The 22,143-nt window shown below is 62.9% G+C and carries 21 protein-coding genes and 1 pseudogene; 15 read left to right on the forward strand and 7 right to left on the reverse strand.

Annotated features, from left to right (window positions below):
* The first annotated feature begins 9 nt into the window (after nt 1-9).
* The 7 genes from ABVN19_RS08130 (at nt 10) to ABVN19_RS08160 (ending at nt 7,052) form a co-directional block, all read left to right on the forward strand.
* Complete coding sequence (locus tag ABVN19_RS08130; protein ID WP_028945009.1) at nt 10-528, forward strand: hypothetical protein; 519 nt, start codon at nt 10-12, stop codon at nt 526-528.
* A 5-nt stretch (nt 529-533) separates the two neighbouring features.
* On the forward strand, nt 534-1,904 hold the full coding sequence (locus tag ABVN19_RS08135; RefSeq protein WP_028945010.1) for a PelD GGDEF domain-containing protein: 1,371 nt from the start codon (nt 534-536) through the stop codon (nt 1,902-1,904).
* Entirely contained in the window at nt 1,882-2,871 is a 990-nt protein-coding gene (locus tag ABVN19_RS08140; RefSeq protein ID WP_028945011.1) for a HEAT repeat domain-containing protein, read from the forward strand. The genes ABVN19_RS08135 and ABVN19_RS08140 overlap by 23 nt, the downstream gene beginning before the upstream one ends.
* On the forward strand, nt 2,868-4,385 hold the full coding sequence (pelF, locus tag ABVN19_RS08145; protein ID WP_028945012.1) for a GT4 family glycosyltransferase PelF: 1,518 nt from the start codon (nt 2,868-2,870) through the stop codon (nt 4,383-4,385). The genes ABVN19_RS08140 and pelF overlap by 4 nt, the downstream gene beginning before the upstream one ends.
* 1 nt (nt 4,386) lies before the next feature.
* Nucleotides 4,387-5,760: an exopolysaccharide Pel transporter PelG gene (gene pelG, locus ABVN19_RS08150; RefSeq protein ID WP_028945013.1), complete on the forward strand. Its 1,374-nt coding sequence runs from the start codon at nt 4,387-4,389 to the stop codon at nt 5,758-5,760.
* An 83-nt stretch (nt 5,761-5,843) separates the two neighbouring features.
* Nucleotides 5,844-6,299 carry a hypothetical protein gene (locus ABVN19_RS08155; protein WP_105641366.1) on the forward strand — a complete coding sequence of 152 codons (456 nt, stop codon included), beginning with the start codon at nt 5,844-5,846 and terminating at the stop codon, nt 6,297-6,299.
* Between the two features lie 6 nt (nt 6,300-6,305).
* Complete coding sequence (locus tag ABVN19_RS08160; protein ID WP_028945015.1) at nt 6,306-7,052, forward strand: phytanoyl-CoA dioxygenase family protein; 747 nt, start codon at nt 6,306-6,308, stop codon at nt 7,050-7,052.
* 3 nt (nt 7,053-7,055) lie between these two features.
* Here the strand turns inward: ABVN19_RS08160 and ABVN19_RS08165 are convergent, their stop codons facing one another.
* Nucleotides 7,056-7,952 (reverse strand): universal stress protein, encoded by an 897-nt coding sequence (locus ABVN19_RS08165; RefSeq protein ID WP_028945016.1) that lies wholly within the window; start codon nt 7,950-7,952, stop codon nt 7,056-7,058.
* 161 nt (nt 7,953-8,113) lie between these two features.
* On the opposite strand from ABVN19_RS08165, the pseudogene ABVN19_RS08170 reads away from it, so the two are divergent.
* Nucleotides 8,114-9,723 (forward strand): annotated as a pseudogene (locus ABVN19_RS08170) (mechanosensitive ion channel domain-containing protein).
* Between the two features lie 12 nt (nt 9,724-9,735).
* On the opposite strand, the gene ABVN19_RS08175 reads toward ABVN19_RS08170, so the two are convergent.
* Nucleotides 9,736-11,130: an aldehyde dehydrogenase family protein gene (locus ABVN19_RS08175; RefSeq protein ID WP_105641365.1), complete on the reverse strand. Its 1,395-nt coding sequence runs from the start codon at nt 11,128-11,130 to the stop codon at nt 9,736-9,738.
* Nucleotides 11,131-11,233: 103 nt separating this feature from the next.
* On the opposite strand from ABVN19_RS08175, the gene ABVN19_RS08180 reads away from it, so the two are divergent.
* The 3 genes from ABVN19_RS08180 to ABVN19_RS08190 all read left to right on the forward strand — a co-directional run bounded on the left by ABVN19_RS08180 (nt 11,234) and on the right by ABVN19_RS08190 (nt 13,521).
* A complete protein-coding gene (locus ABVN19_RS08180; RefSeq protein WP_028945019.1) occupies nt 11,234-12,121 on the forward strand; it encodes a LysR family transcriptional regulator in 888 nt (295 codons plus the stop codon).
* A 74-nt stretch (nt 12,122-12,195) separates the two neighbouring features.
* Nucleotides 12,196-12,558: a DUF3302 domain-containing protein gene (locus ABVN19_RS08185; protein ID WP_028945020.1), complete on the forward strand. Its 363-nt coding sequence runs from the start codon at nt 12,196-12,198 to the stop codon at nt 12,556-12,558.
* A gap of 3 nt (nt 12,559-12,561) precedes the next feature.
* The gene (locus ABVN19_RS08190) at nt 12,562-13,521 is read left to right on the forward strand and encodes an HlyD family secretion protein (RefSeq protein ID WP_105641364.1); all 960 of its coding nucleotides are present in this window, start codon (nt 12,562-12,564) and stop codon (nt 13,519-13,521) included.
* Nucleotides 13,522-13,623: 102 nt separating this feature from the next.
* Here ABVN19_RS08190 and ABVN19_RS08195 read toward each other — a convergent pair whose 3' ends face one another.
* The 5 genes from ABVN19_RS08195 to ABVN19_RS08215 form a co-directional block, all read right to left on the reverse strand.
* The gene (locus tag ABVN19_RS08195) at nt 13,624-14,754 is read right to left on the reverse strand and encodes an AI-2E family transporter (RefSeq protein WP_036990168.1); all 1,131 of its coding nucleotides are present in this window, start codon (nt 14,752-14,754) and stop codon (nt 13,624-13,626) included.
* 91 nt (nt 14,755-14,845) lie between these two features.
* Nucleotides 14,846-15,397 (reverse strand): PqiC family protein, encoded by a 552-nt coding sequence (locus ABVN19_RS08200; RefSeq protein ID WP_028945023.1) that lies wholly within the window; start codon nt 15,395-15,397, stop codon nt 14,846-14,848.
* A gap of 17 nt (nt 15,398-15,414) precedes the next feature.
* Complete coding sequence (locus ABVN19_RS08205) at nt 15,415-17,067, reverse strand: MlaD family protein (RefSeq protein WP_028945024.1); 1,653 nt, start codon at nt 17,065-17,067, stop codon at nt 15,415-15,417.
* Nucleotides 17,048-17,695: a paraquat-inducible protein A gene (locus tag ABVN19_RS08210; RefSeq protein WP_028945025.1), complete on the reverse strand. Its 648-nt coding sequence runs from the start codon at nt 17,693-17,695 to the stop codon at nt 17,048-17,050. The genes ABVN19_RS08205 and ABVN19_RS08210 overlap by 20 nt, the downstream gene beginning before the upstream one ends.
* A complete protein-coding gene (locus tag ABVN19_RS08215) occupies nt 17,692-18,291 on the reverse strand; it encodes a paraquat-inducible protein A (RefSeq protein ID WP_028945026.1) in 600 nt (199 codons plus the stop codon). Before ABVN19_RS08215 ends, ABVN19_RS08210 begins: the two co-directional genes overlap by 4 nt.
* A gap of 142 nt (nt 18,292-18,433) precedes the next feature.
* Between ABVN19_RS08215 and ABVN19_RS08220 the strand changes: the two genes are divergently transcribed.
* The 4 genes from ABVN19_RS08220 (at nt 18,434) to ABVN19_RS08235 (ending at nt 22,103) form a co-directional block, all read left to right on the forward strand.
* A complete protein-coding gene (locus tag ABVN19_RS08220; protein WP_028945027.1) occupies nt 18,434-19,192 on the forward strand; it encodes a DUF2092 domain-containing protein in 759 nt (252 codons plus the stop codon).
* A gap of 12 nt (nt 19,193-19,204) precedes the next feature.
* A complete protein-coding gene (locus tag ABVN19_RS08225; protein WP_028945028.1) occupies nt 19,205-19,783 on the forward strand; it encodes a hypothetical protein in 579 nt (192 codons plus the stop codon).
* Between the two features lie 124 nt (nt 19,784-19,907).
* Complete coding sequence (locus tag ABVN19_RS08230) at nt 19,908-20,831, forward strand: aldo/keto reductase (protein WP_028945029.1); 924 nt, start codon at nt 19,908-19,910, stop codon at nt 20,829-20,831.
* Nucleotides 20,832-20,843: 12 nt separating this feature from the next.
* Complete coding sequence (locus ABVN19_RS08235; RefSeq protein WP_105641363.1) at nt 20,844-22,103, forward strand: MFS transporter; 1,260 nt, start codon at nt 20,844-20,846, stop codon at nt 22,101-22,103.
* Nucleotides 22,104-22,143 lie beyond the last annotated feature (40 nt).

Here is a 22,143-nt window from a genome sequence, read left to right on the forward strand (position 1 = left end):
GTACACAGTATGCAAGCCATTCGTAGCCTGAGTCTGGCCGTGGCGGCGACGCTCATGGTCGGTTGCAGCAGTTTCACCGGCAAGAACAACGCTGAACTGTCCAGTAGTGCCCAGTGGGGTGTGCTGCCGCTGGTCAACTATTCGCAGACCCCCCAGGCCGGCGAGCGCAGCGAACAGATCCTGCTCAGTGTGCTCAGCAGCCGTGGCCTGCAACCGCAGGTCTATACCCCGTCGGCCAAGGTCGACACGGCGCTGCTTGAAGACAACGAGCGCCAGGAAGCGGGCATGCAGTGGGCGCGCTCGCAAAAGCTCGACTACGTGGTGACCGGCAGCGTCGAGGAGTGGCAGTACAAGAACGGCCTGGACGGCGAGCCGGCCGTGGGCATCAGCCTGCGCGTGGTGGAGCCTGCCACCGGGCGGGTGCTGTGGAGCAACAGCGGCGCCCGTGCCGGTTGGTCGCGTGAAAGCCTGGCAGGCTCTGCGCAAAAAGTGTTGGACAAACTGGTTGGCGACCTTCGGCTCGAGTAATAGTGATGAACTCTCCACACATGGATTTCAGCCTCGCCCCGCGAGCCAATGGACCTGCTACCTGGGTTGAGACCGTACTGGTCACGGCCCTGGTGGTTGGCATCGGGCTTTGGTTTGCCCCGCACGATCCGCTGCAGGTGCACGGCGACTTCCCCTGGTCGCTGCTGGCGCCTCTGCTCATCGGTGTGCGCTATGGCTTTGTGCGCGGGCTGTTGAGTGCGAGTTTGCTGGTGGGCGCATTCTTTGTGCTGCGCCACAATGGGCTGGCGGCCTACGCGGCCATTGCCCCGGCCTACATCGTTGGCGTGCTGGTGTGCGGCATGTTGGTGGGGGAGGTGCGCGACTTGTGGGAGCGTCGCCTGCAACGCCTGCAGATGGCCAACGACTACCGCCAGTACCGTCTTGACGATTTCACCCGTGCACACCAGATCTTGCGCGTTTCCCATGACCGCCTGGAGCAGCGCCTGGCCGGCAGCGACCAGAGCCTGCGCAGCTCGTTGCTGGGGCTGCGCGAGCGCCTGCGGGCCCAGCCGGGTGAACACGATGCCCTGGCATTGCTGGCTGATCCCATCCTGACCTTGCTGGGCCAGTACGGCTCGCTGCGAGTGGCCGGCCTGTACCGGGTCCAGGAGCAGCCCAAGAAGGCCCCGCAACTGACCCTGCTGGCGTCCACTGGGGTGATGGATGAGCTGGACAGTCGCGACCTGCTGGTGAGCCTGTGCCTTGAGCGTGGCGAGCTGGTCAGTGTGCTCGAAGAAGTGCTGGACGCTGGCGAACATACCAGCGTCTCGACCTTGCAAGCGTGTATCCCGCTGATCGACACCAGTGGTCGGGTCCAGGCAATCCTGGCAGTGCGCCAGATGCCGTTCTTCGCCTTCCATGAGCGCACCCTGAGCCTCTTGATGCTGTTGGCCGGTCACATCGCCGACCTGCTTCAGCACGACCCGCAGGTGCTGCAGTTGCCATCGGCCGACGCCCAGCACTTCACCAGTCAGCTCAAGCGCTCGTTGATCGATGTCGAACAGCATCAGCTGTCGGCCTGCCTCTATATCTTTGAGCTGACCCGACCCAATGACGAACTGGCGCGCCTGTTCGAGCGCAGCCAGCGCGGCCTGGACCTGCACCTGCCGTTGCGCAACGCGCGCGGCAACGATTGCCTGCTGGTGCTATTGCCACTGACGTCGGCAGAAGGCGCCGAAGGCTACCTGACCCGCCTGGGTCGGCTGATTCATGAGCACTTCGGCATGAACGTCGACTTTGAGAGCCTGGGCGTGAAGGTGCTGGCCTATGACCTGGAGGCAGCCCCGCAACGTGCAGGGCTGCGTAATTTCCTGCATAACGAGTGTGGCCTGAATGATCAGCAAGTGGCTGTTTAGCGGCGCTGTATTTCTAGAAGCAGGCAGTTGGGCGAGCCTGACCCTTGGGCTGCCCGACCTGCAGATGGCGCTGCTGTATGCGTCCAGCCATCTGCTGGCCTGCCTGATGCTGACCGGGGCGATCTGGCTGCTGTTGCCGGCGCGCTACCGCCGGCCGCTGCCTTGGAGCCCACTGTTCATTTTCAGCCTGGCGTTTTTTGTACCGATCCTGGGCAGTGTCGGGGTGATCGCCGCGATCTTCCCGGCGCTGTACCTGCCGCGCAAGCGCGAGCGCCAGTTGTGGCGGGCTATCGGCATTCCCGACCTGCCGTTCCGGGCCAAGACTCAACTGCATTCGCCCACCTTCGCCGACAGTGGCCTGCAGGATGTACTGCGCCACGCCCCGGACCCCGATCAGCGCCTGGCGGCGCTGCTGGCCACCCGCCGGATGCCGGGCCGCGAGGCGGTGCCGATCCTCAAGCTTGCGCTGGGCGACCCCAGCGACGACGTGCGGCTCTTGGCCTACTCGATGCTCGATAAACAGGAAAGCGATATCAACCAACACATCGAGACCGCCCTGGGCAAACTGGCCAAGGCGCGACCCAAGGCGGTCGGCCCGCTGCACGCCACACTGGCGCGCTGGTACTTCGAGCTGGCATACCTGGGCCTGGCCCAGGGCAGCGTCCAGGCCCACGTGCTGGGGCAGGCCGGCGAGCACGCCGAACGCGGGCTGGCTGCCGGCAGGGGCGGCGAGTTGCTGCTGCTGGCCGGGCGCATTGCCTTGGGCCGCGGCGACATTGCCAAGGCCCAGGTGCATTTGCTGGAGGCGGAACGCAGCGGCATGGCGGCCGAAAAAGTTTTGCCGTTCCGTGCCGAGATCGCCTTTGAAACAGGGCTGTACCGTGACATTCCGCTGTTGTTGCGCAAACTTCCCATCGAGATGCAGCAACGTCCGCCATTCGCTTCCCTGCTCAGGAGCTGGACATGAACAAGACTGCGAGTCAGGCGCCGGTCGCCGACGTCTGCCTGCTGCTCGAAGGTACCTGGCCCTATGTACGCGGCGGCGTTTCGAGCTGGATTCACCAGTTGATCCTGGGGCTGCCGCAGTTGACCTTCTCGGTGTTGTTTATCGGCGGTCAGCGCCAGGCCTATGGCGAGCGCCGCTATGAAGTACCGCCCAATGTGGTGCATATCGAAGAGGTGTTCCTGGAGGAGTCCTGGCGCAACCCGAAGCGCTCCCACGGCAAGCAGAAAGCCTCCTATGAAGACCTCGGCGAGCTGTTTCGCTACCTTCACCACCCTGACAAGCCCGGGGCCGAGCTGGGGACACGGGTGCTGGATTCGCTGGCGGTAGGGCGCATCCGCCTGGACGATGTGCTGTACAGCCGGGCCAGCTGGCAGGCACTGACCGAGGGCTACCTGCAGCACTGTGCCGATCCCTCGTTCGTGAACTATTTCTGGACCTTGCGCACCATGCAGTCGCCGCTGCTGATGCTTGCCGACGTTGCCCGGCGCATGCCGCGGGCGCGGGTGCTGCATTCGATTTCAACCGGCTATGCAGGCCTTGTCGGCAGCATTCTCAAGCAACTGTGGCAGTGCAGCTTTTTGCTCAGCGAGCACGGCATCTACACCAAGGAGCGCAAGATCGACCTGGCCCAGGCCAGCTGGATCGCCGAAACCACCGACCAGGCGCTGAACGACAGCCTGGCCACGGATTCCGGCTACATTCGTGTGCTCTGGGTGCGCTTCTTTGAGCGCCTGGGGCACCTTATCTATGACAGCGCCGATCGCATCATTGCCCTTTACGACGGCAACCGCCAGCGCCAGATCAAGGACGGCGCCGACCCTGCGCGCACCCAGGTGATTCCCAACGGTATCAACCTCACGCAATGGGACCAGGTCCTCAAAGATCGTGCCCCGGGCATCGCGCCGGTGGTCGGGTTGATTGGCCGGGTGGTGCCGATCAAGGATGTGAAGACCTTCCTGCGCGCCATGCGCGGCGTGGCCACGGCCATGCCTGAGGTGCAAGGCTGGATTGTCGGACCCGAAGAAGAAGACCCGGAGTACGTCGCCGAGTGTCGCAGCCTGGTGGTGAGTCTGGGCCTGGAACAGCAGGTACGCTTCCTCGGCTTCCAGCGGATCCACGAGATCCTTCCGCAGCTGGGGCTGATGGTCTTGACCTCGATCAGCGAAGCGCAGCCGCTGGTGATCCTTGAAGCATGGGCGGCAGGGACGCCGGTGGTCAGCAGCGATGTGGGTTCGTGCCGTGAATTGATCGAAGGCGGTGAAGCGGTCGACCGCGACCTGGGGCGGGCGGGCGAAGTGGTGGCGATCGCCGATCCGCAGGCCACTGCGCTTGCGATCATCGAGCTGCTGCGCAACAACGAGCGCTGGGAGCAAGCCCAGGCCGTGGGGGTTGAGCGGGTCCATCGCTACTACAGCGAAACCTTGATGATCGACCGCTATCGCGCGCTCTATAACGCTGCAATGGAGACTGTCTGATATGGCCGGCATCGGCTTTGAACTGCGCAAGATCCTTTCGCGCGACTCCTACACCTCGACCTTGCATGCCTATGTCTATGCCGGGCTGATCAGCTCCGGGCCATGGGTGCTGTCGATCCTCAGCGTGATGCTGGTGGGGGTGATCAGCCTGGGGCTGGTGATCCCGGAATCGCTCATTCGCCAGTTCCTGATCACGGTGACCTACCTGATGGCCACTTCGTTGATTCTCACCGGCGGCCTGCAGTTGTTTTTCACTCGCTTCGTGTCCGATCGCCTGTTCGAGCGCAACTACGACCAGATCCTGCCCAACCTGCTGGGTATCTTGCTGTTGGTCACGGTGGGTTCCGGCGTACTGGGCATTGTGCTGCTGGCGACCTTGTTCGATGAACCGCTGATCTACCGCTTGCTGGTGCTGGCCAACTTCGTGGTGTTGTGCAACTTGTGGCTGGTGATCATCTTCTTGTCGGGGATGAAGGCTTACAACCGCATTCTGCTGGTGATGCTGCTGGGTTATTCGCTGATGGTCGGCAGTGCCTTTGTACTGCGCTACCTGCAGATGGAAGGGCTGTTGCTGGCGTTGCTGCTGGGGCACAGCACACTGTTGTTCTTGTTCCTGTTCGACATCCTGCGCGAGTACCGCGCCGAAAAGCTGGTGGCCTTTGATTTTCTCGACCGGCGCAAGGTCTTCATCAGCCTGCTGCTCACTGGCTTTTGCTACAACCTGGGGATCTGGATAGACAAGTTCATCTTCTGGTTCAACCCCTACACCTCAAGCCAGGTGATCGGGCCGTTGCGCGCCTCGATCCTCTACGACTTGCCGATCTTCCTGGCTTACCTGGCGATCATTCCGGGCATGGCGGTGTTCCTGGTGCGCATCGAGACGGACTTTGCCGAGTGGTACGACAGGCTGTTTCGCGCCGTGCGCGAAGGGGAGACCCTGCAGCACATCAGCCAACTCAAGGTCGAGATGACATATTCGATCCGCCAGGGGCTGTTGGAAATCTGCAAGGTCCAGGGCCTGACTGTGGTGCTGCTGTTCCTGTTCGGCCCGCGCCTGCTGGCCTGGCTCGGGATCTCCAGCTACTACCTGCCGCTGTTCTATATCGACCTGATCGGGGTGAGCATCCAGGTGGTGTTCATGGCCATTCTCAACGTGTTTTTCTATCTGGACAAACGCGCCATTGTGCGCGAGCTGTGCCTGCTGTTCGTGGTGCTCAACGCCGGGCTGACCTGGCTCAGCCTGAACCTTGGGCCAAGCTTCTTCGGCTACGGGTTTACCTTCTCGCTGCTGGCCTGCGTGCTGTTGGGGCTGGCCCGGTTGTCCACGGCCCTGGACGACCTTGAGTTCGACACGTTCATGCGTTCCAACCGCTGACGGCCGTGCCGCGCGTCAGGCCCGGGCAAACCGGGCGCTGATGCGCGGATAATAAAGGCTGGATCCGTGTTGGAGGACACGCCATGAACAGCCATCGGAAAAGCCTTCTGAGTGGTCTCGCCCTGGCATTGGCCATGCTCTGCGTGGCGCCGCTGGCCGCCGCGCAATCACTCGATGAGGCGCCTGTCGACCCTGCTGGGGTACAACTGCAACCTCAGGAACAGAACGGCATCACCTACCTCAAGGGCGGCATCGGCATCGACGAGTCCCGAGCCATGCAGCAGATCCGTGGCTACAACCTGCAGATCACCCTGTCATCGGGTCCGGACAACAAGTACCAGAGCGGTGCTGAAGTTCGCATCGAGTCGGCAGGGGGGCAACCGGTGCTGACGCTTTCGGATGTTGGCCCGATGCTCTATACCAAGCTGCCCAATGGGCATTATCAGGTGCTGGCAAATCTCAATGGTGAACAGCAGCGCCAGCAAGTGGTGATCGATGGCAGCGCGCCGGTCAAGCTCAACCTGCATTGGCGAGAATGACCGCGCATGGACCTGGAGGCGTCCCTTGGTGCCTTGCACCGTGACGGTTTCGTGCTGTTATCCGGTGTGCTGGAGTGCGCGCAGATCGACCAGTTGCAAGCGGCCATCGACACGCTAAAACCCCAGCACTGGGACTACAACGGCCTGGTCGAGCACTATAAGTGCGTGTTCAACCGCGACCCACTCTGGCTGAAGTATCTTGACTTGCCGGGGGTGATCGAGCTGGCTGAAGCAGCGCTGGGCGAGGATTGCCACATCATCGGCCAGACCGCCTGGCGCAGCCATCCAGGCTGCCTGGGCATGCCCCTGCACCTGGACTACCTGGCGATGGCCTTGCCGCCATCGCTGTTGGCCGACCCCGGCTTCGAGCTACCTATGCAGGTCTGTACGCTGCAGTGCTACCTGGACGATGTCGATGCCGACCTGTGTCCCACCCGGGTACTGGCCGGCAGCCATCGGGCAGGGCGCAAGCCGCTGCCGGGTGAGCAGCAGTGGCAGGGGCAGGTGGCGCAAAGCATTTTGTGCCACGCGGGCGATGCGTTGATGTTTCGCAGCGAGCTGTGGCATGGCGGCAGCGACAACCGAACCACCGATCGCTGCCGCTCGATGTTGCAGGTTCACTACGGCCGGCGCATGGTCGCGCAGAAGTTCTCGCCGTACCTGCACTGGCAGTTCAGCCCGGCGGTGCTGGCTGCCGCCACGGCCCGCCAACGGCGCTTGCTGGGCGAACACGCCGAGGCCGAATACGACTGACGTTCATGCCTGGGCCCTGATCGCCAGCACGTTGCACAGCGGATGATCGACCACATGCTCGGTGGTGCTCCCGGTCATGCGTTCCATCAGCGTGCGCGTGTGGTTGCCCATCACCAGCACGTCGGTGCGGCTGTGGGCGACGAACTCGGCGATGCTGCGGGTGATCGGCGCCGAGAGGAAGTGCTGGCGCTCGACCGGTATTTCATGACGTTCGGCCAGGTGCTCGAACGCCTTGTGGATCGACTTGCGCACATCGCTGCCGAAGCCTGGCATGGTGATAGTGCCGGCACCGAAATCGGACATATGGGTATGAGCACTGTCGCATACATGCAACAGGTGCAATTCGGCGTTGCACTGCTGGGCGAGGTCGGCGGCAGCCTTGATGACGGTTTCGTTGAGGTCGCTGTAAGGGTGTTCGGGGTGGGTGGGGTCCACGGCCGCCACGACAATGCGCGGTAGCGGGCAATGCACCGCGCTCACCAAATGCACCGGGCATGGGCATTCGCGCAACAGCTCCCAGTCGAGCGGTGTATTCATCAGCCGTTTGAAGGTTGATTGATGCTGCACATCCTTGATCAGCAGATCAGGGCCGATTTCGACCACCTGCGTGAGCACCGCCTGGCGTACATCGCGGGTCAGCATCACATCGGTGGTCACCCGGATACCATTTTCATGCAGCAGGGTGGCTTCGTCGGCCAGCCACTGGCGATTGTCGCTAACCAGGGTCTGCAGCCGCTGCTCATCGCCGCTCATCAGACCGAGGGTGTCGACCTCTTCGATAAAGGCGGTGATGTGCAGCGCGGCGCCGGTGACACGGGCAAGCGCTGCGGCGCGCTCCATGGCCGGGGTATGGCGCAGGTCCGACCCGACCATCAGGAAAAGGCGTTGGTACTGGCTCATGGTGCACCTCCGATTGTGTGGCATTGCCAGCCCCCGAGCTTGAGTTTAGCCCATTGCCGGCAGGGGGTTTCGGGGCGTGGCCGCAGGCAATCTGACAAGCGGTCAAGGCTGGTCTAGGCTGCGCTACAGAGCGTTGCAAGCCAGTAACCAAGGAGCACGGCATGGGGCGGGGTGGTGTCGCGGGTTGGCTGTTGATGGGTTGCCTGTTGCTGACGGGCCTGGCGGTAGCCCAAGAGGTTGCTACACCTTCGAGCGAGTCGGTCGAGCTGAAGGTGTTCAACCGCAGCATTATGCTGTTTCGCGCCACCTTGCTGGGCGAAACACCCCAGCAACGGGTCAGGCGCGCGCAGGCGGTGATTGCCGAAACCCTGGACGAGGATCGCGAGCTGCAGGTGCGCACCGACCCTATCCAGGACGCCTACCTGGTGCTGATTGGCGACAAGCGCGCCTTTATTGTCACCCCCCACGATATCGACCCGCTGACCCAGAGCTCGGTGCTGGAGGCCGCCAACCAGGCCGCCGCCAACCTGCGCCAGGCAGTGGAGGAGCGCCGTGAGGCACGCAACCTGCAATTTCTGATGCGCGCACTGCTGGCGGCGGCCATTGCCACCGCGTTGTACCTGGCATTGCTGTGGCTGATTGCGTACGTGCGGCGCAAGCTGCACGACAAATTGCCTGCGCTCATGCGCCGCCATGCGCGCAGCCTGACCGTAGGGCAGACCCCGGTCATCGACGCCAACTATATCTACACCCTGATCCGCCGATTGCTGACCCTGGTGCGCTGGCTGTTGATCGCCTTGCTCAGCTACGAGTGGCTGGGCTTCGTGTTCTCGCGCTTTCCGTATACCCGGCCCTGGGGTGAACAGCTCAACGCCTACCTGTTCGAGTTGGCCCGCTACCTGCTCGAAGGCATGCTCAGCGCGATTCCGGGGCTTGTGGTGGCGCTGGCGATTTTCTTTATCGCCCGTGGCGCGGTGGCCTTCAGCCGGCGTGTGTTGCGGCGCCTGGCGATGCCCGGGACCCTCAGCTGGCTGAACCAGGAAACCCTGCAACCCACCACGCGGCTGACGGCCCTGGCCATCTGGCTGTTTGCCCTGGCCATGGCCTACCCGTACTTGCCGGGGCCGGCACTGAAGCGTTCAAGGGCTTGTCGGTGCTGATCGGCCTGATGATTTCCCTGGGCGCCACCAGCGTGGTAGGCCAGGCGGCCTCCGGCCTGATCCTGACTTACACCCGTACCTTGCGGCCCGGGGAGTTCGTGCGTATTGGCGAGTATGAGGGCACGGTGACCGAGCTTGGCATGTTCACCACCCGTATCCGTACCGGGCTGGGAGAAGTACTGACCTTGCCCAATTCGATGATCACCGGCAGCGTGACCAAGAACTACTCGCGGATCGTGGAGGGTGAGGGTTATGTGGTGGATACCACCGTGACCATCGGCTATGACACGCCCTGGCGGCAGGTCGAGGCGATGTTGCTGGAAGCGGCGGGGCGTACCAATGGCATTCTCGAACAACCCAAGCCGCAGGTGTTTCAGACCGCGCTGTCGGATTTCTATCCCGAGTACCGCCTGGTGGCCCAGGCCATACCCAGCCAACCCCGGCCCCGGGCGGTGCTGCTCAGCGAGCTGCACGCGCATATCCAGGATGTGTTCAACGAATACGGTGTGCAGATCATGTCGCCGCACTATCTGGGCGACCCGCCCGACGCCAAGTGGGTGCCCAGGGAGCACTGGTACAGCGCCCCGGCACAGCCCCCGAAAGAGCCATGACGGGGCAGGGGCTCAAGCGCGGCGGTCGAGCCATACGGTCTGGGCGTTGCAGAACTCGCGCACGCCAAAGTGCGAAAGCTCGCGGCCAAAGCCGCTCTTCTTGACGCCACCGAAGGTCACGCGCGGGTCGGAGGCGCAGATGCCGTTGACGAACACGCCACCGGTGTCCAGTTCATCGGTGAGCTGGGCGGCCAGCGCCAGGTCCTGGGTGTAGATCGTCGAAGCCAGGCCGAACTCGCTATCGTTGGCCAGCGCCAGGGCATGCTGGGCATCGCGGGCGGTGATGATCGAGGCCACCGGGCCGAACAGCTCCTGGCGGAACGAAGTCATCTGGTCGGTGACGTCGGCCAGCACGGTTGGCTCATAGTAGTTGCCCACGCCTTCGGCCTTGTGCCCGCCCAACAGCAATGTGGCACCTTCGGCCAGAGTGGCCTGCACCTGCTCGTCCAGTTCGTCGCGCAGGTCATAGCGTGCCATCGGGCCCAGGTAGGTCTGCTCATCCAGCGGATCGCCCATCACCAGCTTGCGCGTGGCTTCGACGAATTTCTCGGTGAACGCCTGCACCACGCCTTGCTCGACGATCAGGCGCTTGGCAGCGGCGCAGACTTGGCCAGTGTTGGCGTAGCGGCCAATGACAGCGGCGCGAACGGCTTCATCGAGGTTGGCGTCGTTGAGCACGATGAACGGGTCGGAGCCACCCAACTCCAGCACACACTTCTTCAAGGCGGCGCCGGCCTGGGCACCGATGGCCATGCCGGCACGCACGCTGCCGGTCAGGGTCACGGCGGCGATGCGTGGGTCCTTGATGGCTTGGGAGACGCCTTCTGGGGTAACGTTGATGACCTCGAATACGCCTTCAGGCAACCCCGCCTGCTTGATCACGTCCAACAGCAGGTAGGCGCTGCCCATCACGTTCGGGGCGTGCTTGAGTACGTAGGTGTTACCGGCAATCAGCGCTGGTACCGCGCCACGCAGCACCTGCCAGACCGGGAAGTTCCACGGCATCACCGCCAGGATCGGGCCCAGCGGGCGGTACTCGATACGCGCCGTGCCATTGTCCACCAGTGTGGACTCGGCGCTCAGCATGCCCGGGCCCTGGGCAGCGTACCACTCGCACAATTGCGCACATTTCTCCACTTCGCCGCGAGCCTGGGCCAGGGGCTTGCCCATTTCCAGGGTGATCATTCGGGCCATGGCCGGCGCGTTCTCACGGAGGGCGCCGGCCAGGTTCAAGATCAGTCGGGCGCGCTCGCTGACTGCGGCACGGCGCCATTGGGCAAAGCCCGCTGCGGCACGTTGCAGGGCGGTATCCAGGGCGGCTTCGGATTCGTACGGGTAATGACCGATGGCCTCGCCGGTGGCGGGGTTGATGGACACAGCGTGGGTATGGCTTGGGAACGCGGTCATGGCACAGTCCTGCAAATGTTTGGGAATGACGCCAGCGTAGGGGGCTGTGCCTATTGTGGAAACTGAATAATAATGAGCCTTTCATTCATGAAAGGAGAATGCTGTGGACCTGGTCCAGCTGGAGATCTTCAAGGCCGTGGCCGAGCATGGCAGCATCAGTGTCGCGGCCCAGCATATCCATCGGGTGCCGTCGAACCTGACCACACGGATCAAACAGCTGGAATCGGACCTGGGCGTCGAGTTGTTCATTCGTGAAAAAAGCCGCCTGCGCCTGTCGCCGGCTGGCTGGACCTTCCTCGACTACACCCGGCGCATCCTCGCGCTGGTAGACGAGGCGCGCCTGACCGTGGCGGGCGAGGAGCCCCAGGGGCCTTTTGCCCTGGGCTCGCTCGAAAGCACGGCGGCAGTACGTATTCCGGCGCTGTTGGCTGCCTATAACCAGCAGTACAGCAAGGTCGAACTGGACCTTTCTACCGGGCCGTCCGGGGCGATGATCGAAGGGGTGCTGGCCGGGCGACTGGTGGCCGCCTTCGTCGATGGCCCGGTGCTGCATCCGACCCTGGACGGCGTGCCGGTATTCAAAGAGGAAATGGTCCTGATCGCACCCCTCAACCATGGGCCGGTCGCCCGTGCCCAGGATGTCAACGGCGAGAACATCTACGCCTTTCGCGCCAACTGCTCCTATCGCCACCATTTCGAACGCTGGTTCAGCACCGATGCCGCAGTGCCGGGAAAGATCTACGAGATGGAGTCCTATCACGGCATGCTCGCGTGCGTAAGCGCCGGCGCCGGCCTGGCGCTGATGCCGCGCAGCATGTTGCAGAGCATGCCGGGGTGCGCCACGGTGAGTGTCTGGCCACTGTCCGAAGACTTTCGCTACCTCGACACCTGGCTGGTCTGGCGACGGGGCACCGTGTCGCAGAGCCTGTCGAGTTTTGTCGATCTGCTTGAGGCGCGCCGGGCGGACGCGACCGTCGAACAGGCGGGATAAATCGCGCGGTACGCCGGTGTTCATTGGCTATATTGAATCCAGCGCACTCATGCCATGTGCGAGCCGGAGCAGTCATGCTTGATTATTTTGCCTTGGGTCTGTTGATCTTCGTGGGGCTGGTGCTGTTCTACGGCATCATCGTGCTTCACGATATTCCCTATGAAATCGCCGTTCACCGCAACCATCCACATCAGGATGCCATCCATGCCACGGGGTGGGTAAGCCTGTTCACCTTGCATGCGCTTTGGCCGTTTTTATGGATCTGGGCGATGCTTTACCGCGAGGATCGCGGCTGGGGCATCGGCTCGGGCAGCGCCCAGCCTTCGGCAGCCGACCTGCAGCGAGAAGTACAGGAGCTGCAACAACGGGTGGCCCAGCTGGAAGCGGCCCAGGCCCGCGCACGTGATGCGCGTGTCGAGTCGGGCGGGGGGATCTAGACCATGGACCTGCTGCTGGTGCTCACTTACGCCGCGATCTGCGTGGCGATCTTCAAACTGTTCCGCATCCCCCTCAACAAATGGACCGTGCCCACGGCAGTGCTGGGTGGGGTGCTGATTATCGGTGCGCTGATTTTCACCATGAACTACAACCATCCCTATTCGGAGGTGGCGCGTTCCTATTTTGTCTCGGTGCCGGTGATTCCGGTGGTCACCGGCAAGGTCATCGATGTGCCGGTACAGGGCAACCAGCCGCTGGAGGAAGGCGATGTGCTGTTTCGTATCGATCCGGCGCCGTTCCAGTACCGACTTGCCTCGCTCAAGGCCCAGCAGTTGTCGGCCAAGGGGGATCTGTACCGGATCAATGAGTTGATCAAGCGCAACTTCGGCACCCGGCGTGAGCAGGAAGCGGCCATCGCCCGGGTCGATGACTTGCAGGCGCAGATCAACAACGCCCAGTTCGAGCTGGACAGCACGGTGGTGCGTGCGCCAAGCAAGGGGTATGTGACTCATGTATCGCTGCGCAAGGGGATGATGGCGAGCAAGCTGCCACTGCGACCCTCGATGGTATTCATTCCTGAAGAGGGGCAATACTTTGCGGCCTGGATGCGGCAGAACAGTTTGCTGCGACTGGTGCCCGGCGACGAGGCGGAGGTGGCATTCGACGGTATCCCGGGCAAGGTGTTCAAGGGGCGGGTGAAGAATGTCATCGCCGTGATTGCCGAAGGGCAGGTGCAGCCGTCGGGGAACCTGATCGGCTTCACCGGTTCGCCGCCGGCGGGGAGGGTGCCGGTGATCATCGAGATCACCGACCCGGAGTTTGCCAAGTACAGTGCACAGATGCCGGGTGGGGCGTATGGGCAGGCGGCGCTGTACAGCCAGCACTTTCATCACATTGCAGCGATGCGCAAGATCCTTCTGCGCATGGCGGCCTGGATGAACTACATCTTCCCGTTCCATTGAGGTAGGCAGGAACAACGGTCTTGCCCTGACCTTTGCGGGAGCCGGTCTTGCCGGCGATCGACCGCAAAGCGGTCGAACCCCATCTGGAAGTTGTATCGACCTCTACAGGCTTTGTCGCGGGGCAAGCTCGTCCTGCAAAGGACTGGGCTCGGGTTTGTCGACGGCCAGCGGTTGCGCCACCCAGGACATGAACAGCTCATAGCCAACAGCCAGCAGCACAGGGCCTATGAACAGGCCGATGATGCCGTTGGTGAGCATGCCGCCCAGGGCGCCGATCAGTACCACCGGCATGGGCACGGCGACCCCGCGGCCCAGCAGCAGCGGCTTGAGGACGTTGTCGGAGAGTCCGGCCAGGATGGTCCAGATGGCGAAGATCACAGTGCTGGCGCCCACGCCGTCATGGGCGAAGACGTAGACCACGATCGGCAGGGTGATCAGCAGGACCGGCAACTGGGTAATTCCCAGCAGCAACACCAGCAAGGCCAATACCCCGGCAGCAGGCACGCCCATGATCACCAGGCCGATGCCTACCAGAATCATCTGGATAAAGGCGATGCCCACCACGCCCTGAGCCACGGCACGGATGGTGGAGGTGCACAGTTCGGCCAGCTGTGGCCCGCGTTCAGGGCCGGAAATACGCGTGGCGATGGCAACCCCGGTGCGATGACCGGTTTCGCCCTTGGCCATGATGATGCCCGCGATGATCAGTGCCAGCACAAACACCAGAATGCCTGAGCCGATACCTGCCAATTGAGTCAGCAAGGTCTTGCTCACGCCCTTGAGGTGCGGCGCCACTTGCGACAGTGCCCAGCTCAGGTCGGAGCTGGCGTGTTCCCAGATGCCGTACAGCGGGGCACCGATCAGGGGCCAGTCGCGCACGTTGGCAGGCGGTGGCGGGATTTCGATGACCTGGTCTTCAAAGCCCTGGATACCCGCATGCACCGACTGCGCAATCGAGGTGCCAAGCAGGCTCAACGGACCGATCAGGCAGGCCAGGCCGACGATCACCAGCAGTACTGCCGCCAGGCCATTGCGACCGCCCAGCCAGCCACCCAGGCGCTGGTTCACCGGGTACAGGGTGATGGCCAGGATCACCGCCCACAGCATCAGGCTGAGGAACGGCTTGAAGATATCGAAGCAGAACATCACCAGCACCGCGATCAAGCCTGCGCGGATAAGTACATCTAGCAGTTCCCTGCCGTTGCCAAAGTGGATGGGTCGATGCTCGGCCATGTGAGATTCCTTCCTGATGTTCGAGGGGGTATGTCATTCGCGGGGCAAGCCCGCTCCCACAGGCTAGGGTGGGAGCGGGCTTGCCCCGCGATCAATGCACCGCTGGGCAGCGACTGGCGCCGCCACGGGCTGCCTGGCTGACCTGTTCGGTAAAGCGTTTGATGTTCTGTTGATGGGCCACCACCAGTTCTTCGATGGTGCCGCCCGCCGGGGTCTGGATCACACTGCGGCAATTAAGGGCCCCGGCATCGCTGCCGCCGGCCGCACGCAGGCGCCAGCGGGCATCGAACAAGGCGTACTGCCCCGGCACCGAATCAAATCGCTGCACATCCACCCGCAAGCCCATGCCCGGCTGGGCACTGTTGCTGGAGAACTGGTTGATCAGGGCGTTCTGCAGCTCATCGGCAAGGCTTGCGCCCCACCATTCGGTTTCCAGGATCGCCAGGCTGCTGTTGCTCTGGCGGATCACCAGTTGCGGCCGATCAACCTGGGGCGGCACGCTGATCATCTCCAACTGCACATCAACGCTGTTGACCGGCACCGGCTGCTGGGGGATCAGGGTGTGGTAGTGGATCGGGTCGCTGCGGCAAGCGGCGAGCATCAAGGTCAGGCCCAGTAATGCGAATTTGGTGGCGTGCGCCATGGTCGGTGCTCCTGCAGTCAATTGCGCGACGGTTTCAAGGTGTCAGCCGGGGCATCCTTGGGCCTGCCTCGCAGCAGTGACTCAGGATTTCGGCCAAGGTAGTCAGCCAGTTCACGCAAGGAGCGCGACATGCGTCCCAGCTCGTCGAGGGTCTGGGTCAGTTGCTCACGCTGCGGCGAGTCGTCGGCCAGGGTCGAGTTCGCCGATTGCAGCGTCTTGCTGACTTCCGCCAGCGTGCCCTGAACGCCCGGCAAGGTGCGGTTGTTGAACTGCTGCAAGCCCTTGCGCAGTTCCACCAGATTGGCATCCAGGTTGTTGGCGATGCGCTCGATCGGCAGGCGATTGAGACGGTCGACCATGACTTCGAATTTTTCCTGCAACTGCTCGAGGCTACCCGGTACGGTGGGAATCATGATTGGCCGGGCAGTGGGGTCGAAGGTCACTTTGGGCGCCTTGGGGTCGAAGTCCAGGGCGATGTACAACTGCCCGGTGAGCAGGTTGCCGCTGCGGGCCTGGGCGCGCAGGCCGTTGTCGATGAACATGCCCAGCACCTCGGCTGCACCTTGTTCGTCTTCGGGGTTGTGCTTGAGGGCCTTGAGCAACTTGGTGTGGGCATTGCCCAGGCGTTGCGGGTAGATGACGATGCCGACATTGACCGGAAAGCTGCGTTGCTTGAGGTCAAAGTCCAGGTTTACCGACACCACCTTGCCGATCTCCACGCCAAGGAACTCCACCGGGGCGCCGACCTTCAGGCCGCGCAGCGCCTGGTCGAAGCGCAGGGCCAGGTATTGCGCCTTGCCGTTGGGCGGGGCGAGGGCGGTCTGCTCGTTCTCGAACAGCTCGAACACCTTGTCTTCGCTCGCCACCTGGTCTTCGGGGTTGAACGGCGGGGCGCGAAACGCGATACCGCCCACCAGCAGTGACGACAGCGACTCGGTGCGCACGGCAAAGCCATTGGCACCGGCTTCGACATCGATGCCGCTGGCATTCCAGAAGCGCGTGTTATTGGTGACAAACGCATCATTGGGCGATTGCACGAATACTTCGATGTCCACGCCCTTGCCATCTTTGCTCAGTTGGTAGGACACCACCTGGCCGACGGGGATCTTGCGAAAGTACACCGGCGAACCAACCCCTAGCGACCCCAGGTCGCTAGTGTGCAAGGTAAAGCGCTTGCCTGGCTCGTCGTAGGTGATGGGCGGCGGCATTTCAAGGCCGGTGAAGGATTTTGCCCGGGCACCTTCCTTGCCGGCATCGGCACCAATGAAGTCACCCGAAAACAGCGTGTCGATACCCGACACGCCGCCGGCACCGATACGCGGCCGCACCACCCAGAAGGTGGAGTCCTTGCGGGTAAAGTTTTCGGCGTGCTTGACCAGTTGCACGGTAGCGGTGACGTGTTTCTGGTCATCGCTGAGCTCAACGGTGGAGACCTTGCCGATGACCACATTACGGTATTTGACTTCGGTCTTGTTGGCGGTCAGGCCCTCACCTGTCTTGAAGGTGATCTCGATGGTCGGGCCTTGCTGCAACCAGTTGTGTACCACCAGGGAGATACCCACCAGCACCGCGATAATCGGCACGATCCACACCAGTGAAACGCTGAAGCGCCGGGTTTTGACGGTTGCTGCGCCTGGCACTGGCGGTTCTTCAGTGACTGCTGACTTCATCCATGCGCTCCTTGGGTTCGGGGCTTTCCCAGATCATTCGAGGGTCGAAACTCATCGCGGCCAGCATGGTGAACACCACCACCAGGCCAAAAAACAGAATGCCCGGGCGCGGTTCGATGTCGCCCAGGGCCTGGAACTTGACCAGTGCGGCGACCAGCGCCACGACAATTACATCGAGCATTGACCAGTAACCGATCAGTTCGACGAAACGATAGAGTTTGGAGCGCTCTTTCTGGGCCCAGTCGCTGCCGCGCTGCACGGTGATCAGCAACAGGCCCAGAGCGACGAACTTGGTCGCCGGTACGGCGATACTGGCAATGAAAATGATCGAGGCGATGTCCCAGGCGCCGTGGGCCCAGAACTCGATCACCCCGCTCATGATGGTGCTGTCGTCCGCGCTGCCGAGCATTTTGGTGTTCATCACTGGCAGCAGGTTGGCCGGTATATAGAACACCAGCGCGGCGATCAGGTACGCCCAGGTGCGGGTCAGGGAATTGGGTTTGCGCTCGTGTACCGGGGCGCCGCAGCGCGGGCACTCATGCACGGGGCCTGCGGTGGTGTCGCAGGCCTTGCCGCAGGCGTGGCACAGCACCAGGTTGAGCTCGTTGGCCAAGGGTGGACGGTTCATGGCAGTTCGTCCCACAATTCACGGATATCGCGGCCGGCGACGCGGATGATCAACAGGCTCAGGGCCGCCAGGGCCAACAGGCCGATACCGGGCAGCACATCCAGCAAACCGGCCAGTTTGAACACCGCGACCATGGCGCCGAGCAGGCAGACTTCGAGCATGCTCCAGGGGCGCAGGGTTTCCAGCCAGCGCATGCACCAGGTGAAGCCCGGTGAGCGTTGTCCCGCCAGGGCGTAGGTCAGTACCCAGATCAGCAGCACCAGCTGGAACATCGGCGCGATGATGATGGAGACCGCTGCCACCAGCGCGATAAAGGTGATCGGCCCGGCGGCCAGGGCATGCACCGAGTCCCAGAGGGTGGCGCTGTTGGAAAAGCCCTGCACGCTGATGCTCATCACCGGGTAGAAGTTGGCCAGTATCCACAGCACCGCGGCGGTGAGGGTCAGGGCCAGGCGCTGCTGCAGGTCAAGGCCGTTGTAGCGTTGCAGCACGGCACCACAGCGCAGGCACAAGGCCTTCTGGTGCTTGGCGAGGGGGACCTTGTGGTACACACAGTCGCAATGTTCGCAGATGATCAGTTGATCGGTTTGCAGCATGGTACGCGCTCAGACTGCCGGCGGGGACTAGCTCAATATAGACGGCATGCGGACAAGCTCACGGATTTTTCCCACATCTGCAGCCAGTCGATTGACTTGGGCTATACCTAACTGGCTCGAACCACCCGCACGGAGTGCGCCGATGAAGCCTGTAGACTGTGTTCTTTGCCTGCTGTTGACGGCCCAACCGCTGTTCGCCCTGGCCGAAGAAGCGCCAGCGGCCACTGACGCGCAACCCGTGCGCAACCCCCAGGTGATCGACAAGGTCATCGACATGGGCGAATACCTGCGCAGCCTCAAGGCCTTCAAGGTGACGGCCCAATCCACCCGCGACACGGTGCTGGACTCGGGGCAGAAGATCAAAAGCGAATCGCTCAATGTGCTGCAGGTCGATGGCCATAACCACTTGTATGCCCGCAGTGACGGCGACACCCGAACCCTGGAGTTCTTCTATGACGGCAAGAAGCTGACCCAGTACTCGCCGTACCTCAACTACTACACAACGGTCGATGCGCCGCCCACCCTGGAAGAAACCCTGCACCGCCTGGAGAACTACTACGGCATCCAGATACCGCTCGAAGACCTGTTCCTGTTCGGCCGCGACCAGGCGCAGATCGATGCGATCAAGAGTGCCCTGTACATCGGCCCCTCGACCATCGAGGGCCAGTTGTGCGACCACCTGGCGTTTCGCCAGGACGATGTCGACTGGCAGCTGTGGCTGACGCGCGCCGACAAGCCGCTGCCGTGCAAGCTAGTGATCACCACCCTCAACGAGACGAGCGCGCCCGAATACACCGCCGTGTACAGCTGGAACCTCAAGCCCGACAACAAGAAGGTGAAGTTCACCTTTGCGCCGGGCAAGGGCGATGTCGCCATTCCACTGAAAAAAGCCAGCGAGTAAGGGAGCGCCGCCATGTTCAGGATCGCCTCGTACACCGTGCTGTTGTCGCTGTTGAGCGTGTCGCTGCTGACCTTCCTGCCGGTGCCGGAGGCCGATGCCGGTCCCCGCGCCATGGGTCACGCCCGGGCATCGGTGAACCGTGCTCCGCCCCGGGGCGCACCGCATGCACAGCGCATCAATACCCGCCAGAATGTGTCGGGCAACCGTGTTAACAGCAACCGGCAAGTCCATACCAATCGCCAGGTCAACAGCAACAACCGTCACGTCAACGCTGGCAACCGCGCCTACGTCAACAATGGCACGCGCAATGTAAACATCGACAACCACCGCGATGTCGACATCGATGTCGATGGTGGTGGACGCTACGGTTATGACGATGACTACCACCCGATCGCGACTGCCGCTGCCGTGACAGCGACGGTCGTGGCCACCTCAGCGGTGGTCGGGGCGATCTTCCGGCCTTCGCAGATGCCGTCCGACTGCGTGCAAGTGATGCGCTACAACACCGCCTACCTGCAATGCGGATCGACCTGGTTCCAGCCGCAGTACCAGGGCAGCAATGTCACTTACGTGGTGGTCGATGCGCCATGAAGGGCATAGAGTACAAATGTACTCCTTGCGCTGTTTACACATGACGTAACGATTACCAGGGTGTAACTCTTCCCACGGGGCTAAGCTTTTTTTCTTGCGCTGTCTTTCGCACAGGAGCCTTGCCATGCCCACCCGTCGCGATTTTCTGGCGGCCAGCGCCGCCCTGGCTGCCGGAGTCGGTTGCCTGAGTCTGTCTGCTTTCAGCTTTGCCCAGATCGCCAGCGGCGTCATGCTCACCCGCAAGATTCCGGCCAGTGGTGAAGCACTGGCAGCGATTGGCGCCGGCACCTCCGGCAGCTTTGAAGTGGAGGCTGGCTCGCCCGAGTACCAGCAGCTCAAGCAGGTACTCCAGGTATTTTTCGACGGGGGCGGGCAGGTCATCGACACCTCGCCCAACTACGGCGGCGCCGACGCGGTGCTTGGCCAGTTGCTGGAGGAGGGCGGCTGGCGCAGCAAGACCTTCCTGGCCACCAAGATCGCTGCCGACAGCCGCGCCGCCGCCGAGGCGCAGTGGGCCGGCACCTTGCGCAGCCTGCGTACCGACAAGGTCGACCTGTTGCAGATCCACAACCTGCGCGATTGGCAACGCCAGTTGCCCTATGCCCGGGAACTCAAGGCGCAAGGCCTGACCCGCTACGTGGGTGTGACCCACTACATCGACAGTGGCCTGGACGAGCTGGAAGTCATCCTGCGCAAGGAGCCACTGGACTTCATCCAGATTCACTACTCGGTCAACTCACCCGGTGCCGCCCGCACGGTACTGCCGCTGGCCCAGGACAAGGGCGTGGCGGTGCTGATCAACCGGGCGTTCGACGACGGTCGGCTGTTCGCCAAGGTCAAAGCCCAGCCCTTGCCGGCCTGGGCTACGGAACTGGGCGTGGGCAGCTGGGCCCAGCTGTTTCTCAAGTTCGCCATCAGCCACCCGGCGGTGACCACGGTGATCCCGGCCACCAGCCGCCCGGATCGCCAGCTCGACCAGCTCAAGGCCGGGCATGGCCCGCTGCTCAGCGCGGCGCAAAGCAAGCAGTTGATTGCCCAGTTCGCCTAGGGCAAACGACCCATGACCCGGTTGGCAGCCCGTCTGTTCAACGTCCGCGACGGCGAGCTGCCGATCGTGGTGGCAGGGCTTGCGCTGTTCTTCCTGTTGTTCGCCGGCTACTTCATGCTGCGCCCGGTACGCGAGACCATGGGTGTGGCTGGCGGTGTCGAGAACCTGCAGTGGCTGTTCACCGGCACCTTCGTGCTGACCCTGATCGCCTTGCCGCTGTTCGGCTGGCTGGCCTCGAAGGTGCAACGCCGACGCATCCTGCCGTGGACCTACGGTTTCCTGGCCAGCAACCTGCTGGTGTTTGCCGCCGTGTTTGCGCTGCAACCCGACAACCTGTGGAGCGCCCGGGCGTTCTACATCTGGTTGTCGATGTTCAACCTGCTGACCATCTCCCTGGCCTGGAGCGTGCTGGCCGACCTGTTTTCCAGCGAACAGGCCAAGCGCCTGTTCGGCCTGCTGGCCGGTGGTGCCAGCCTGGGCGGGCTGGTGGGGCCGCTGCTGGGCACCGTGCTGGTAGGCGTAATCGGCCATGCCGGGCTGGTGCTGCTGGCCACGGCCTGTTTGCTTGGCAGTATCGTCGCGGCGACCTACCTGCAGCGTTTCAGAGACCGGCATCCCCTGCCGGCAGACACCGAACTGCCCCGTTCGCGGCCCTTGGGCGGCAACCCGTTCGCCGGTGCCAGTGAAGTGTTTCGTTCGCCTTATCTGTTGGGTATTGCGCTGTTTGTGGTGCTGTTGGCCAGTGTCAGCACCTTCTTGTACTTCGAACAGGCGCGGCTGGTGGCGACGCACTTTACCAGCCGCACGGAACAGACCCAGGTATTCGGGTTGATCGACAGCCTGGTGCAGTTCCTGTCGATCCTCACCCAGGTGTTCATCACCGGGCACCTGGCGCGCAAGCTGGGCGTCGGTGTGTTGTTGGTGGCGGTGCCGCTGGTGATGGTGGTGGGGTTCCTGTGGTTGGCGCTGGCGCCGTTGTTTGCGGTGTTCGTGGTGGTGATGGTGGTGCGCCGGGTGGGTGAGTACGCCCTGGTGCGGCCGGGGCGCGAAATGCTCTACACCGTGGTGTTGCCCGAGCAAAAGTACAAGGCCAAGAACTTTACCGACACCGTGGTCTATCGCGGTGGCGATGCGCTCAGTGGCTGGGTCAAGCGTGGGCTGGACGTGCTCGGCGACCACCCGGCACTGGCGATGTTCATCGGCGCTGCCATAGCGCTGGTGTGGGGCTTGACGGGCGCCTGGCTGGGCCGACAGCAACGCAAACGTGAGTAGATTCGGTGGGAGCAACTGTCTTGAACCGCGACACCGGCAA

The organism is Pseudomonas vranovensis, assembly GCF_040438935.1.
GTDB lineage: Bacteria > Pseudomonadota > Gammaproteobacteria > Pseudomonadales > Pseudomonadaceae > Aquipseudomonas > Aquipseudomonas vranovensis.